This window comes from Mesorhizobium sp. M7A.F.Ca.US.005.03.1.1 (genome assembly GCF_003997975.1).
GTDB lineage: Bacteria > Pseudomonadota > Alphaproteobacteria > Rhizobiales > Rhizobiaceae > Mesorhizobium > Mesorhizobium ciceri.
Genome location: NZ_RZRO01000003.1, coordinates 72,213 through 86,915 on the forward strand (window position 1 = coordinate 72,213; position 14,703 = coordinate 86,915).

12 protein-coding genes are annotated in these 14,703 nt (G+C 63.0%); 8 read left to right on the top strand and 4 right to left on the bottom strand.

Going from position 1 to position 14,703, the window contains the following annotated elements; all coding sequences use genetic code 11:
* Positions 1 to 80: 80 nt before the first annotated feature.
* Together metH and EN990_RS02315 are read right to left on the bottom strand one after the other, a co-directional pair.
* Entirely contained in the window at positions 81 to 3,890 is a 3,810-nt protein-coding gene (metH, locus tag EN990_RS02310; RefSeq protein WP_127368958.1) for a methionine synthase, read from the bottom strand.
* Between the two features lie 130 nt (positions 3,891 to 4,020).
* Complete coding sequence (locus EN990_RS02315) at positions 4,021 to 4,839, bottom strand: alpha/beta hydrolase (protein WP_127384498.1); 819 nt, start codon at positions 4,837 to 4,839, stop codon at positions 4,021 to 4,023.
* Between the two features lie 190 nt (positions 4,840 to 5,029).
* Here EN990_RS02315 and EN990_RS02320 point away from each other — a divergent pair, with 190 nt between their 5' ends.
* From EN990_RS02320 to EN990_RS02340, 5 genes are read left to right on the top strand one after another with little or no spacing between them, the layout of a single operon-like run.
* Positions 5,030 to 6,283: an ABC transporter substrate-binding protein gene (locus EN990_RS02320; RefSeq protein ID WP_127369918.1), complete on the top strand. Its 1,254-nt coding sequence runs from the start codon at positions 5,030 to 5,032 to the stop codon at positions 6,281 to 6,283.
* Positions 6,284 to 6,286: 3 nt separating this feature from the next.
* Positions 6,287 to 7,024, top strand: a complete 738-nt coding sequence (locus EN990_RS02325) for an ATP-binding cassette domain-containing protein (RefSeq protein WP_127366362.1) — start codon at positions 6,287 to 6,289, stop codon at positions 7,022 to 7,024.
* Positions 7,021 to 7,734, top strand: coding sequence for an ABC transporter ATP-binding protein (locus EN990_RS02330; protein WP_013530211.1), 714 nt, complete (start codon positions 7,021 to 7,023; stop codon positions 7,732 to 7,734). The genes EN990_RS02325 and EN990_RS02330 overlap by 4 nt, the downstream gene beginning before the upstream one ends.
* A gap of 12 nt (positions 7,735 to 7,746) precedes the next feature.
* A complete protein-coding gene (locus EN990_RS02335) occupies positions 7,747 to 8,622 on the top strand; it encodes a branched-chain amino acid ABC transporter permease (protein ID WP_063170049.1) in 876 nt (291 codons plus the stop codon).
* Positions 8,619 to 9,653 carry a branched-chain amino acid ABC transporter permease gene (locus EN990_RS02340; protein WP_127370283.1) on the top strand — a complete coding sequence of 345 codons (1,035 nt, stop codon included), beginning with the start codon at positions 8,619 to 8,621 and terminating at the stop codon, positions 9,651 to 9,653. Before EN990_RS02335 ends, EN990_RS02340 begins: the two co-directional genes overlap by 4 nt.
* A gap of 24 nt (positions 9,654 to 9,677) precedes the next feature.
* On the opposite strand, the gene EN990_RS02345 is transcribed toward EN990_RS02340, so the two are convergent.
* Both EN990_RS02345 and EN990_RS02350 read right to left on the bottom strand, forming a co-directional pair.
* The gene (locus EN990_RS02345; protein ID WP_127370736.1) at positions 9,678 to 10,994 is read right to left on the bottom strand and encodes an ArgE/DapE family deacylase; all 1,317 of its coding nucleotides are present in this window, start codon (positions 10,992 to 10,994) and stop codon (positions 9,678 to 9,680) included.
* Positions 10,995 to 11,051: 57 nt separating this feature from the next.
* Positions 11,052 to 11,957: a MurR/RpiR family transcriptional regulator gene (locus tag EN990_RS02350; RefSeq protein ID WP_127366532.1), complete on the bottom strand. Its 906-nt coding sequence runs from the start codon at positions 11,955 to 11,957 to the stop codon at positions 11,052 to 11,054.
* A 227-nt stretch (positions 11,958 to 12,184) separates the two neighbouring features.
* Between EN990_RS02350 and EN990_RS02355 the strand changes: the two genes are divergently transcribed.
* From EN990_RS02355 to EN990_RS02365, 3 genes are all read left to right on the top strand, one after another.
* Complete coding sequence (locus tag EN990_RS02355) at positions 12,185 to 13,267, top strand: sigma-70 family RNA polymerase sigma factor (protein WP_164753405.1); 1,083 nt, start codon at positions 12,185 to 12,187, stop codon at positions 13,265 to 13,267.
* An 87-nt stretch (positions 13,268 to 13,354) separates the two neighbouring features.
* On the top strand, positions 13,355 to 13,891 hold the full coding sequence (locus tag EN990_RS02360; RefSeq protein ID WP_024504783.1) for a carboxymuconolactone decarboxylase family protein: 537 nt from the start codon (positions 13,355 to 13,357) through the stop codon (positions 13,889 to 13,891).
* Between the two features lie 110 nt (positions 13,892 to 14,001).
* On the top strand, positions 14,002 to 14,526 hold the full coding sequence (locus EN990_RS02365; protein ID WP_013530204.1) for an OsmC family protein: 525 nt from the start codon (positions 14,002 to 14,004) through the stop codon (positions 14,524 to 14,526).
* Positions 14,527 to 14,703: the final 177 nt, after the last annotated feature.

The window sequence follows — 14,703 nt, forward strand, 5'->3', positions numbered from 1 at the left end:
AGGAATCGAAGCGGGCCAGGATGACACTGGAGAAGCGATCGGCATTCGCCTGTCGCTTCCGTCAGGCGCGCCGGCATCGGCTATTCAGCCGCCTCGGCATAGTGTGCCGGCACGTAGTTGAGGATGGGGCCAAGCCAGCGCTCGGCCTCGGTCAACGGCATCGCCTTGCGGCGCGCATAATCCTCGACCTGGTCGCGTTCGACCTTGGCGACGCCGAAATAATAGCTTTCGGGATGCGCCAGATAGATCCCCGAGACGGATGAGCCCGGCCACATCGCATAGCTTTCGGTCAGTCTCACGCCGGCATTGCCTTCGCCATCGAGCAGCCGGAACAAAGTCGCCTTCTCCGTATGGTCGGGCTGAGCCGGATAGCCGGGCGCCGGTCGGATGCCGCGATAGGGTTCGCCGATCAGCTCGTCGGGCGCCAGCGCTTCATCTGACGCGTAGCCCCAGAATTCCTTGCGCACCTTCTCATGCATGCGCTCGGCAAAGGCTTCGGCGAAGCGGTCGGCCAGCGCCTTGACCATGATCGAGGAATAGTCGTCGTTGGCGCGTTCGAAGCGTTCGGCGATCGCCACCTCCTCGATGCCGGCGGTGACGATGAAGCCGCCGATGTAATCGGCCTTGCCGCACTCCGCCGGCGCGACGAAATCCGACAGGGCAACATTGGCCTTGCCGTCGCGCTTGGTCAGTTGCTGGCGCAAGGTGAAGAACGTCGCCAGTTCCTGCGACCGCTTCTCGTCCGTAAACAGCCTGATGTCGTCGCCGACGGCGTTGGCCGGCCAGAAGCCGATGACGCCGCGCGGCGCGAACCACTTTTCGGCAATGATCTTGTTCAGCATCGCCTGCGCATCCTCGAACAACTGGCGTGCGGCGGCACCTTGCGCCTCATCCTCCAATATCTTGGGATAGCGGCCCTTCAGCTCCCAGGTCTGGAAGAACGGCGTCCAATCGATGTAGCGCGCGAGCTCGGTCAGGTCCCAGTTCTCGAACACCTTCACGCCTGCGAAGGACGGCTTCGGCGGCTCATATTCAGACCAGTCTATCCGATGCGCATTGGCCCTCGCCTTGGCCAGCGGCAAACGCTGCTTGTCGGCTTCCGAGCGGGCATGCGCATCGGCGACCTTCTTGTATTCGGCGCGCACCGTATCGACAAAGCCATCCTTGCTCTCGTTGGACAGCAAGGATGAGACCACGCCGACCGCGCGGCTGGCGTCGGTGACATAGACCGTCTGCCCCTTGCTGTAACGCGGGTGGATCTTCACCGCCGTGTGCACGCGGCTGGTCGTCGCGCCGCCGATCAGCAGCGGAATGTCGAAGCCTTCACGCTCCATCTCGGCAGCCATGTGCGCCATCTCGTCCAGCGACGGCGTAATCAGGCCGGATAGGCCGATGATATCGACATTTTGCTCGCGCGCCGTCTGCAGGATCCTGGCCGCCGGCACCATGACGCCGAGATCGATGATCTCGTAATTGTTGCAGGCGAGAACCACGCCGACGATGTTCTTGCCGATGTCATGGACATCGCCCTTGACCGTCGCCATCAGGATTTTTCCGGCCGTTTTACGTTCGCCATTGTCGATGCCGTTGGCGGCGTTTGCCAGCTTCTCGGCTTCCATGTGCGGCAGCAGTCCAGCCACCGCCTGCTTCATCACCCGCGCCGACTTCACCACTTGCGGCAGGAACATCTTTCCCGCGCCGAACAGATCGCCGACGACGTTCATGCCGGCCATCAGCGGGCCTTCGATGACATGCAGCGGCCGCTCGGCGGCAAGCCGCGCTTCCTCGGTGTCGGCGTCGATGAATTCGGTGATGCCGTTGACCAGCGCGTGGCTGATCCGCTGTTCGACAGTCCATTCGCGCCAGGCGAGATCGCGCTCCTGCGCTTCCTTGCCGGCCGTGCCCTTGAAGCGTTCGGCGATCTCCAGCATGCGTTCGGTGGCGGTGCCGCCGGCCTTCGGCGCGCGGTTGAGCACGACATCCTCGCAGGCCTCGCGCAGATCAGGCTCGATCGTATCGTAGACGGCGAGCTGGCCGGCATTGACGATGCCCATGTCCATGCCGCGCTGGATGGCATGGTAAAGGAATACGGCATGCATGGCCTCGCGCACCGGCTCGTTGCCACGGAACGAGAAAGACAGGTTCGACACGCCGCCGGAAATGTGGACATGCGGCAGCGTCGCGGTGATCTCGCCGGCCGCCTCGATGAAGTCGACGCCGTAATTGTCGTGCTCCTCGATGCCGGTGGCGATGGCGAAGACATTGGGATCGAAGACGATGTCCTCGGGCGGGAAGCCGGCCTGCTCGGTCAGGAGCTTGTAGGCGCGGGTGCAGATCTCGACCTTGCGCGCCTTGGTGTCGGCCTGGCCTTCCTCGTCGAAGGCCATAACGACGACGGCGGCGCCATAGGCGCGGACCAGCCTGGCATGATGCAGGAAGGCTTCTTCGCCCTCCTTCATCGAGATGGAGTTGACCAGCGGCTTGCCCTGCACGCATTTCAAGCCGGCTTCGATGATCTCCCATTTCGAACTGTCGACCATGACAGGAACGCGGGCGATGTCCGGCTCGGCGGCGATCAGGTTGAGGTATTCGACCATGGCCTTCTTCGAATCGATCAGACCCTCGTCCATGTTGATGTCGATGATCTGCGCGCCGTTGGCGACCTGGTCGCGGGCGACGTCGAGCGCGGCGACATAGTCGCCCGCCGTGATCAGTTTCCGGAACTTGGCCGAGCCGGTGACATTGGTTCGCTCGCCGACATTGACGAAGGGGATCTCGTCGGTGAGCGTGAATGGCTCCAGCCCGGACAGGCGCATCCTGGGCTCAATGTCCGGAATGGCGCGCGGCGGATACTTCCGCACCGCCTCGGCGATGGCGCGGATGTGCTCCGGCGTCGAGCCGCAGCAGCCGCCGACGACATTGACCAGTCCCTCACGCGCGAAATCCTCGATCTGGGCGGCCATGAAGTCCGGGCTTTCGTCATACCGGCCGAATTCGTTGGGCAGGCCGGCATTCGGATAAGCGCAGACAAAGGTGTCGGCGACACCGGATATTTCGGCCAGATGCGCTCGCATGGCGTTGGCGCCGAGCGCGCAGTTGAGGCCGATGGTGAAGGGGCTGGCGTGCCGCACCGAATGCCAGAAGGCGGTCGGCGTCTGGCCCGACAGCGTGCGGCCGGAGAGGTCCGTGATGGTGCCCGATATCATCACGGGCAGGCGCACGCCCTTCTCGATGAAGATCTCTTCCGCCGCGAAGATCGCCGCCTTGGCGTTCAGCGTGTCGAAGATGGTCTCGATCAGGATGATGTCGGCGCCGCCATCGATCAACCCGCGCAGCTGCTCGCCATAGGCGAGGCGCAAATCGTCGAAGGTCACGGCGCGATAGCCGGGATTGTTGACGTCGGGCGACATCGAGGCGGTGCGGTTGGTCGGCCCGAGCGCTCCGGCGACAAACCTTCGCTTGCCGTCCTGCTGCTCGGCCCGAACAGCGGCGCGCCTGACCAGCCGCGCGCCATCGCGGTTCAGCGCATAGACGGCATCTTCCATGCCGTAGTCGGCCTGGGCGATCGAGGTCGAGGAGAAAGTATTGGTCTCCAGGATGTCGGCGCCTGCGATGGCGTATTGATAATGGATCTCCTCGATCGCCCCGGGCTGGGTCAGGATCAGGAGATCGTTGTTGCCCTGCTGATGGCAGGCGCAGCCGGCGAAAGCCTCGCCGCGGAATTGGTCCTCGTTAAACCCGAGGCCCTGGATCTGCGTGCCCATGGCGCCGTCGAGGATGAGAATGCGCTCGCGTGCCGCCGCTGTCAGCGCGGCAAGCACTTCCGAGCCGTCCGGTTTTGCCGCGACGGGGCCGAACAATGCGTCCAGCGAGGCAGAATTCTGCGACATTTTTTATCCCTTTGGCGACAGGCCTTTTCATGTCACATAAGGATATGTTTATGTCAATATACGGCAGATGCGCGTGATTGTCACCCACCCAACGCGAAGGCGGGTCCGTGGCGCCGGTTTTCCGACGGACCTACGCTCTGTCGACGCTCGCCAGGAAGCGGGCGAAGACCGGATCGAAGCGATCGGGCGAATCCCAGAACGGCGCGTGGCCGGATTTGTCGAGCAGATGCGCCTTGCCTTCCCATAGATTGGAGAATTTCACAGCCGAGACGAAATCGGTGTTGACGAATGGCTCGTCGATGCCGTTCAGAACGGCGATCGGCGGCGTCTTGCCGGCCACGATCTCGCGCTGGTTCCGGCCAGTGCCGGCCGCGAACTTTTCGAACATCAGGCGCCGCGCCCGTCCATCGGTGCGCGCCACCGTGTCGATGAGAAACGGCTCGAACGGCTCGCCGCAAGTGCTGCGCGCATAGGCCTCCACCTCGGCGCCGGTGAAGGTCTCCTGCCCGGCGAGATGCATATGCGGGCTCGGCTTGAATCCGCTGCCGACCTCCTCGGGCGAGACAGGCGGCGTGCCGGTGATCATCAAGCCGAGCAGGCCGGGAAAGCGGTCGATCATCTCAAGCCCGATATGGCCGCCGAGCGACCAGCCGAAGACGATGGCCTTGTCGATGCCGAGCAGCCCGAGCACTTCGGTCATGGCATCGGCATAGCCTTCCATGCTGTAGGAACGCTCTGGATCGATCGCATCGCCGGACGCTCCATGACCGGGCAGGTCGGGAGCGATGAGGTGATATCGCTCGCCCAACGGGCCGTCCAACTGGTTGCGGAAAACGGCACTGGAAGATGAATTGCCGTGGATCAGCATGACAGCGGTTCCCTGGCCGCTGGTCTCACGCACCGCGATCTTGCCGTGGCTGGTTTCAAGGGTCTTCTGCGAGATCGTCATTGTCCGCTCCGTCGGGAATTGCCCTGTTTTAATGCAGTTGCGCAGCAAAGCGCCACGGCTTCCATACCTTTGCGGGAACCTTGTTCCCGGCCAGGTTGCGTTGAAAAATCCTTTTCAAATAAGAACAATTATGCGTAGATTGTCAATTATCCAACTCCCGATGAACGGGAGGAAAACAGGGAACAGCACGATGAAGCCCAAATCCGCCGCAAGTCGAATCCGCCATAAGCTGATGAGCACGACGTTGATCGGCATGTTTGCCGCATCAGCCGCCCCCGCCTTTGCCGACGTCGTCAAGATCGGCCTGCTTGCGCCGCTCACCGGCCCTGCCGCGGCGGACGGCCAGGAATTCCAGCGCGGCGTGCAGATGGCCATCGACGAAGCGAACGCAGCCGGCGGCGTTGCCGGGGATACGTTCGAACTGGTGGTCGGCGACGTCAAGGATCAGTCCGCCGGCAACGTCACCAGCGCCGTCGAACGCCTGCTTGGCGATCCGGGCGTGCACTTCATGCTGACCGGCTATGCCAGCCTGACCAATTTCGAGATCGACAACATGGCCGAGGCGGAAATGCCCTACATGCTGGCGGCCACCTCGCAGCAGACCAGGGACATCATCGCGCCGAGCCCCGACAAATACATGTGCTGCTGGTCACTGACGCCTTCCTTCGACGCCTACAACACCGACGTCACCCTGTTCGTCGAGAAGCTCGCGGCCGACGGCAAGATCACCCTGCCGACCAAGAAGGTCGCCATCATCTCGTCCGACAACGCCTATTCGAAGACCATCTCCGAAGGCATGAAGAAGACCTTCAAGGACAAGGGCTGGACCATCACCGTCGACGAGATCGTACCCTTCGGCGAAGTGACCGACTGGCGTTCGATCCTCGCCAAGGTGCGCGAGAACGTTCCCGATGTCGTCATCAACACCGACTATCTGCCGGGCAATTCGGCGTCGTTCCTCAACCAGTTCCTCGAGCAGCCGACCAAGAGCCTCGTCTTCCTGCAATACGCGCCGAGCGTTCCGGAATTCGTCGAGCTGACCGGCAAGAAATCGGATGGCGTCATCTACAACCTGCTCGGCGGCGCGCTGACGACGCCGAAGAACCCGCGCGCCGATGAGGTGGCAGCCAAGTTCAAGGCAAAATACGGCGTCGAGAGCGGCACCTACGGCGTCGGCCTCTACGAAATGACCAATGTCTATTTCGACGCGGTCAAGAAGGTCGGCGGCGCATCCGACCATGCGGCGATCATGAAGGCGCTGTCGGAGACCGACAAGCAGGTCGCGGAAGGGCGGCTGAAATTCGATCCCGCCACCCACCTTGCCACGCAGGGCGACGACTATATTCCGATCACCTTCTTCCAGATCTGGGATGGCCAGCGCACGCTGATCTCGCCTGAGAAATATGCCACCGGCGCCTTCAAGCTCCAGCCCTGGATGAAGTAGGGAATGGCCCTGCTTGAACTGGACGACGTGTCGAAGGCCTTCGGTTCGCTGAAGGCCGTCGATGGCGTGTCGTTCAAGGTCGAGGCCGGCGAGATCTTCGGTATCGCCGGCCCGAACGGCAGCGGCAAGAGCACGCTGTTCAACATCATCACCGGCATCCCGTTCGGGCCCGACCGGGGCCAGATCCGCTTTGACGGCATTGCCATAAACGGCAAATCGGGACACGCCATCGCGCGCCTCGGCCTTGCCCGGACCTTTCAGCGCGAGACCAGCTTCGACGGGCTGACCGTGTTCGAGAACGCGCTGATCGGCGCCAGCTACGGCAAGCAGGAAAAGACAGCGGCCACGGCCCGCAATGCCGCCGCCGAGGCGCTGGAGTTCGTCGGCCTGGGATCCCAGTCGTTCGGCCGGCTTGCCGGCGAATTGTCCGTGTTCGAGCGCAAATGCCTGATGCTTGCCACGGCGATCGCCATGCAGCCACGCATGCTCTTGCTCGACGAGCCGGCATCGAGCCTGACCAAACCCGAGATCGAGACGTCGATCGGCCTGATCCGCCGCACCGCCGAACGCGGCATCACCATCCTTCTGATCGAGCACGTGCTGACTTTCCTGATGAGCCTTTCGCAGCATCTGCTGGTGCTCAACAATGGCCGCGTCCTGGCCGCCGGCGATCCGGCAGGCGTGATCGCCGATCCGCACGTCATCGAAGCCTATCTCGGCACGAGGAGGTCGGCGGCGTGAATCCCATTCTCAGCGTCGAAGGCGTCACCGCCGGCTATGGCCGCGTCACCGTGCTGCACGATATCTCGCTGGAGGCCGGCCGTTTCGGCAATGTCGGCCTGTTCGGCCCCAACGGCCATGGCAAGACGACGCTGCTGCGTGCGATCTCCGGGCTTCTGCAGCCGAAGAGCGGCCGCATCCTGTTCGACGGGCAAGACATTGTCGGCCACAGCGCACGCGCCATCGTCGGCGCCGGCCTGATCCATGTGCCGCAAGGCAATCGGCTGTTTCCCGATCTCTCGATCGCCGACTGCATGGCGCTCGGCGCCTATTCGCCGCGGGCCCGGCCGCATGAGGCGGAAAACCGCGAAAAGGTGGTCAAGCTGTTCCCGAAACTGGCGGAACGCTGGCGCCAGCGCGTGCGCACGCTGTCGGGCGGCGAGCGCCAGATGGTGTCGATCGGCACGGCGCTGATGAGCCATCCGCGCCTGCTGATCCTCGACGAGCCGACGCTGGGGCTGGCGCCCAAGATCAAGGACGAGCTCTGCGCCTCCGTCATGGACATTTCGCGCGGCGGCGTACCGCTCATCGTCGTCGAGCAGGACATCGAATTCCTGCTGGAACTGACGCAGCAACTCTACCTCGTCAACCATGGCGCCGTTGCGACCGAGATCAAGCCGGGCGAAAGCCTCGACCACGGCGAGATCATGTCGATGTATTTTGGCCATTAGGAAAATCCGAAGATGAGCGCATTGGCGGAAATCCTGTTCGGCGGCCTGTTCCAGGGCTCGCTCTACGCCATGATGGCGGTCGGGCTGGCTCTGGTCTGGACGACGATCGGCGTGTTCAATTTCAGCCATGGCGTGTTCATGATGCTGGGCGCCTACATCGCCTGGCAGCTGGTCGAACTCGGCCTGCCGGCGGCGGTCGCCTTTCCCATCGCCGTCGTCGTCATGGCCGGCGTCGGCTGGATCCTGCAGGCGAGTGTCGTGCGGCCGCTGATCGGCCGACCCAACATCGTGCTGGTCGTCGTCATCACCACGCTGGCAGCCGGGTCGCTGATCGAGAACGGCGCGCTGACCATCTGGGGACCGCGCTCGAAGCAGATCCCGGCGCTGATCACCGGCAACACCACCATCGGCGGCGTCGGCGTCTCCCTGCACCAGATCGCCATCATCGTCATCACGCCGCTGATCCTGGCCGCACTTTGGATGTTCCTCAACCGCACGCGGCTCGGGCTGGCGCTGCGCGCCGTGGCGCAGAATGAAGATGCCAGCCATCTGGTCGGGCTGAACGTCACCGCGCTCTATGGGCTGGCCTTCGCCATTGCCGCGTCGCTTGCAGGCCTCGCCGGCATCTTCATGGGCGGCTATCGTTTCATGTCGCCGGTGATGGGCAGCGACCCGCTGCTCAAGGCGCTGATCGTCGTCGTATTCGGCGGAATATCGAGCATCTCGGGACCGATCTTCGCCGCCTATCTGATCGGCTTCTTCGAGGCCGCCTGCAGCTATTATTTCGGCCTGTACTGGACGCCGGCGCTGCTGTTCGGCGTGCTGATCCTGACCCTGATGGTGCGCCCCGAGGGCATCTTTGCCAGCCGCTCCCGAGGCCTAGCATGACCGACACGACATCGCCGATCACCCTTAGCCACACAGAGGCGGCAACCCCGATCGCTCCCGGCCGCACGCCGTGGAAGCAGGAGGCCATCGGCTTCGTGCTCGGCTTCGCCTTTCTGACACTGCTGCCGCTGATCTTCGGCGACACCTATGCCCGCCACATCCTGATCATGGCCTTCATCTATGCGATCGTCGCCTCGAACTGGGACCTCAGCCTCGGCTATGGCGGCGTCTTCAATTTCGGCCATCTGGCGCTGTTCGGCATCGGCGTCTATGCCTACAGCCTGCTCACCAAGCTGGCCGAATTCGACCCGTGGATCGCGCTGTTTGCCAGCGGTGTCATCGCCACCCTGGCGGCGATCCTGGTGACCATCCCGATCCTGCGGCTGAAGGGCATCTACATCATCCTGGTCACTTTCGGCTTCGCGCAGCTGGTGATGCAGGTAATCATCAGCCAGTCCGCCATCACCGGCGGCACGCAAGGGTTGGTGCGCATTCCCGGGCTATACGTGTTCGACCACAACATGGTCCGTGACGGCAAATCAGCCTATTTCTACATCGCGCTGGCGCTGCTGGTGGCGAGCACCCTATTCCTGCGCGTGTTCGTGCGCTCACGCACCGGGGCCAGCATCGTCGCCTTGCGCGACAATGAGGAATACGCCATCAGCCGCGGCGTCTCGATCGTGCGCCAGCGCATGCTGACGCTTGCCGCGAGCGCCTTCTTCACCGGCATCGCCGGCGCCTTCTACGCCGCCTACCAGCGCAATGCCTCGATCGACGTCTTCGGCATGAGCCTTGCGACCATCATCCTGTCGATGGTGCTGCTTGGCGGCACCAGCACTATTTACGGCGCCATCATCGCCTCTTTCGTGCTGACGATCTTCGCCGAATGGATGGCCGATTTCGGCGCGTGGCGGCCGATGATCACGGCGGTGCTGATCATCGGCGTGATGCTGGCCTACCCGAGCGGCCTGGTCGGCATGATCAAGGCTTCATGGGGCGCCGTCGCCGGACGCCTGAAGCGCCCGGCCTGACCGTTTCGGACTGGCGGCTCCGCCTCAGCGGATGCCGCACCAGTCGATGACCGAAGCGGCGATCACCTTGGCGGTCTCGACCACCGATTCGACTTCGACATACTCGTCGGAACCGTGAAATCCGTCGCCTGACGGGCCGAAGATGACACCGTCGACGCCGGCGCCGGCATAGTGCGCGGCATCGCACACGGCGACGAAGCCACGCGCCTGCGGCGCCTTGCCGACCATGGCCTTGCGCTTCATCAGCGATCTCACCAGCGGATGGTCGACCGGCGTGTTCATCGGCGGAAAATGCAGCCCGCCGAGCTCCCATTGGATCGCAGGCGGGTTGTCGCGCAGCCACGCATCGGTCTGCGCGAAATGGTGGACGAACGCCTCGAAATCGCGGCGGTAGTCGGCCGAATTCTCGTCGGGCAGGAATTTCATGTCGAGATCGAGCACCGCGACATCGGGAATGATGGCCGGGTTGGTCATCACGGTCGGCAGGCCGTGCTCGCCAAGGCCGGTGCCGCCATGCATGACGCCGATGTTGATGGTGTTCATGCCGAGCGGCAGCAGCGGATGCGATTTTGCTCGCGTCCGGTCCAGCTCATACTGGCGCACGGCGGCAATGAAGCGGGCGGCGATCTCGATCGCATTGACGCCCGGCTCCAGCCGGTCCTTGTCGTGGCGCTGCGGATAGATCTCGTTGTAGCGCAGCGCCGAATGGGCGTTGCGGCCACGGATCGTCACCCGCGCCCATTCCAGCCCGCCTTCGACCGGCAGGACATCGCCCCAGGTCGGTTCGGCGACCAGCACCGCCTTGGCGAGCTTGCCCTTCTTCACCGCGTCCATGGCGCCGAAGCCGCCGGCTTCCTCATCGACGACCGAGTGGATGGCGAGCCGGCCCTGCAGCGTGATGCCCGCCTTGCGGATCGCGCGCGCGGCGGCGATGCAAGCGGCGACGCCGCCCTTCATGTCGACGGCACCGCGGCCATAGAGCCGGCCATTGGTGATTTCGCCGCCGAACGGATCGACCGACCAGTCCTTCATCGCGCCGACCGGCACGACGTCGATATGGCCGCACAGGATCAGGCTGCGGCTCTCGTCTCCCGCCCATTCGCCGACCAGATTGGGCCGCCCGGGCAAGGCATCCCATTGCTCTGTCCTGAACCCGTCCTGCTTGAGGATCGGTTCGAGCAGCGCCTGGACATCCGCCTCGCGGTTGATCGCCGGATTGGGCTCGAATTTGGGGTTGACCGAAGGGATGCGGACCATGTCGCGGGTCAGGCCGATCAACCAGTCGCGATCGGTCTCGATCTCAGCCTGCACGGCGTCGATGAAGGTCTGGTTGTCGGGCATTGTCGCTTCCTTTTCTGCGTCGCGGCGCTTTGCATCGCTGCACTGCGCGCAACGACACTACTTCCTTGTGGTTTTGGATTTGGCGGCGTCGTCGGCCGATGACGATAGGACGGTATCGAGCGTGACCGCATTGGCGCTGCGGATCTTCTCGATGTCCTCGATGCGCTTGCGCACCCCGGCGCCATGGCCCTCCAGCGCGTGGGCAAAGACGGTTTCCATCTGGGCAACGGCCGTCGCCAGCGTGTCGAACGGCGAGTTGGCGTCGATCGCCGCGACCATGGTCAGGTCCGCTATGTCAGATATCGGCGACAGCCAGACGTCGGTGAACAGCAGGATGGAGACGCCGCGCTCCTTGGCCTGCTGGGCAAAGCTCACCACGTCCGACTGGTAGCGCCGGTAATCGAACACGACGAGGAGGTCGCGCTTGCCAAGGTCGATCAACAGGTCGAAATCGGCGGGACTCAACGAACCGATGTCGCGCACGCCGGAGCGGAACTGCAGGAGATAGCCGGCCAGCATGGAGGCGATATGCCGGCTGAACCGGCCGCCCAGCAGCACGACCTGGCCCTTGCTCTCGAGCAGCATGTTGACAGCGCGCGTGTAGGCCTGCACCGGCACAGCCGTGCGCGTACGCTCCAGGCTGTCGGAAACCGAATGGAAATAGGCAAGTGCGGTGCCTTCGCTGGAGCCGCCCGGACGCTTGGCTTCCATCATCAAAAGCGGCGAATGCAGCCTGGATTCGACTTCGGTGAGCAGGCGTGCCTGGAAATCGGCAAAGCCGACATAGCCAAGCTTGGTCATCAGCCGCGTCACGCTCGGGTCGCTGACGCCGGCGCGCCGTGCCAGCCGGGTTGCGGTGCCCAGCCCCGACATTGGGTAATCGGCGAGCAGGACCTGGACGATCTTCTCTTCCGCGGAGGTGAACGCCACGGTCGTGTTGGCCAGTTCTTCGCGGATCGACATGGTCATCGCCTATCGCTGACGGAAGATGATTATCTTACAATTTTGTGAAATGGTGTCAAATCTGGAAAAAGTTTTACAGGATTGAATCTAGCCGCGTAGATCGCCCGCATCCGCCAGAATCCAATCCTTGCTCACTGCCATATGCACTTTCGATCTCGCTTGAGTATCTTGGCGGCGAGCCTGGTTCTCACGGACCCCGTTCCGGGGCCGGTTGTTACGGACGTGAAGTGAGGGTCATAACCTCAATCCAAAACCCCATCAAAGCGTCATTGGTGAACTGGTGCCCGCCGAACACGGATCGTGACAAAGCTGAACTGGCATTCGAACTTTTTCGCCAGTTGATGCATCTTAAGCCCATGGGCTACGAAACTCATATCGTGCCGAGTGATGCCGAACTGGCCCTTGCCGCTCGGGGCGGCGATTGTGGTTGCCTCGGCCTGCTGCTGGAACGTCATCGCGCACGGCTCTATGCGATAGCGCTGAACATGCTCGGCTATGGGTCGGACGCCGAAGATGCTGTGCATGAGACTTTCCTGATCGCGCTGAGGCGCATCGGCGAACTCAAGGATCCGCAAGCCGTCGGTGGCTGGCTTCGCACTGTGTTGCACCGCTGTTGCCTGCAACAATTGCGTCGAAGACGACGCGAGATCTTGACCGCCGACATTCCAGACCGCCCAGACGAACGCGCAAGCATTGAGGAGCGGCTGGAGAAAGTCGCGCTTCGCGAATGGGTTTGGGACGCCCTACGCAAGCTTCCCGAGCCGCTGCAGGCTACCGCCATGTTGCGCTATTTCGGAAGCTATCAGTCTTACGAGGAACTGGCCGCCATTCTGGGTGTCCCGATTGGGACGGTTCGCAGTCGTTTGTCGCAAGCCAAACGCAAGCTTGCCGAGATGCTGCTGGAAACGGCGGGCCTTGCCGACACAGAGGCTCGCTCGCAGTCTCGCGAGCGCCAGCGATTCTACTCCGAAATTTTCAATGGGCTCAACCAGCATGGCGAGCGTGACCGCTTCCTTGGGCACTTTGCAGAGGACCTGCATCTTGTCCGCGGGACGAGCAAACCAGTGCTGGGTCGCTCATTCCTTGCCTGGGAAGTCGACGCCGACACGGAAGCCGGCGTCCGCCTGGAACCGCAGCGCATTCTCAGCGCCAGCCAGGTCACTGTGATCGAGGGACTATTCGTCAATCCGCCGGAAGACCCTTTCCACTGCCCGCCGGGTGTCGTCCTGGTGATCTTTCAGCGAGACGGCAAGGCCCGACGCTTGCATCTTCATCTTTCGCCGCGTCCGCCTAGAATCGAGGACGACTGATCGAACTTTTTCTCCCGTCCGTGACTCCTTACAGCACGCGGGCATCATCTGGCCCGGACGCAAATGGTTCCAAAGAGGAGAGAGATCATGTTCGCCTTCGCAGTTTCCCATGTTGCTTCCATTGCACACCACGGCGAGCTCGGGCCCAGCCGCTCGCGCCGCCTCCTTCACACGGCGTTCGCATCGACTGTCGTCTGCGCCACATTGTTGTCATCAGGCTTAGGCTGGGCCGGTCAAGCTGAGGTCGACGCCACCTATAAGGACGTCGAGCGGACGCTCGGCTCGGTGCCGACCTTTCTCCATCAGGTTTCAAAAGCAGCGCTGCCGGGCGCCTGGGCAGAGGTGAAGGCTCTGCAGTTCTCCAGCGAAACCGCCCTGCCGCCGAAGGTCAAGGCTCTGATCTCGCTCGCCGTCTCCGCACAAATTCCCTGCCAGTATTGCATCTGGGAAGACACCGAGAGCGCAAAACAGGCGGGCGCAACGGAGGACGAGATCGAAGAGGCCGTCGCTATCGCCGCTCTGTCACGGCACTGGAGCACAATCTTCAACGGCATGCAGGTCGACTTTGAGACCTTCAAGAAGGATCTCGGCGGCGACGCTCAGGCTGCCGCGCCTGCCAAGTAGCGCGAGCCTTGTCGGCACATTGTCGGAATTGGGGCCAGGCCGCGGCAACCGTCGTCGGCATCCGCGGACCGGAATAGGGAGTGGAATTCTCATTTTATAGGGAGGTAAAGATGCCAGTAGTCTTCGGAGAAACCGTCAGCACAGTCAAAGATATCGTGTCCGTGCTAAAGAAACACGGTGACGCGGTGCGTGGCACCTATCGTGCCCGCTACCGCTTCGACCCGCAATCAGGCGATCCTTACACAACACCGCTACTGGAGCGACCGGCGAGCCTCAAGGACAATTCGCCGACCGCCGTCTTTCCCTGGGAGCAGATCTTTGCCGCGGCGGCTGTGTGCGCCGGCTCGGATTATCCGATGCTGGCAGCGCATGCGGGGGTCGATCTTCGTTCGGTCGATTTCATCGCGGAAGGCGTGTTCGACCCGCGTGGCGAGTTCGACGGACTTGATGGGCTCACGGCGCCCGTGGACGCCCGGCATTGCTACGTGTCCCTGCACCTCAGCGCGACCGTGTGTTCTTCGGCGCCCCGCGCCGATCTGGAGAAAATTCATGAGCGCGCGATCTCGCACAACATGGTGCTTGGCGCCCTTAGAGGAATTCCCATGACCAGCGAGTTGGTGATTCACCAGGCGTGATCCGTGTCGCAGAACTCGCCCGCTGGGCGGCCTGTGGCTTAGTCCCGCCGGTTGCGGCCGGCGGGGCCAAATATGCCTCGTGCACGTTTGCGCCGCCACCACGATCCTGGCAAGTTCGCGGGGCGATCTGCTCGAAAGGCAACGGATGGCGGCCGACAGCAACGAGCCGACTGCCCG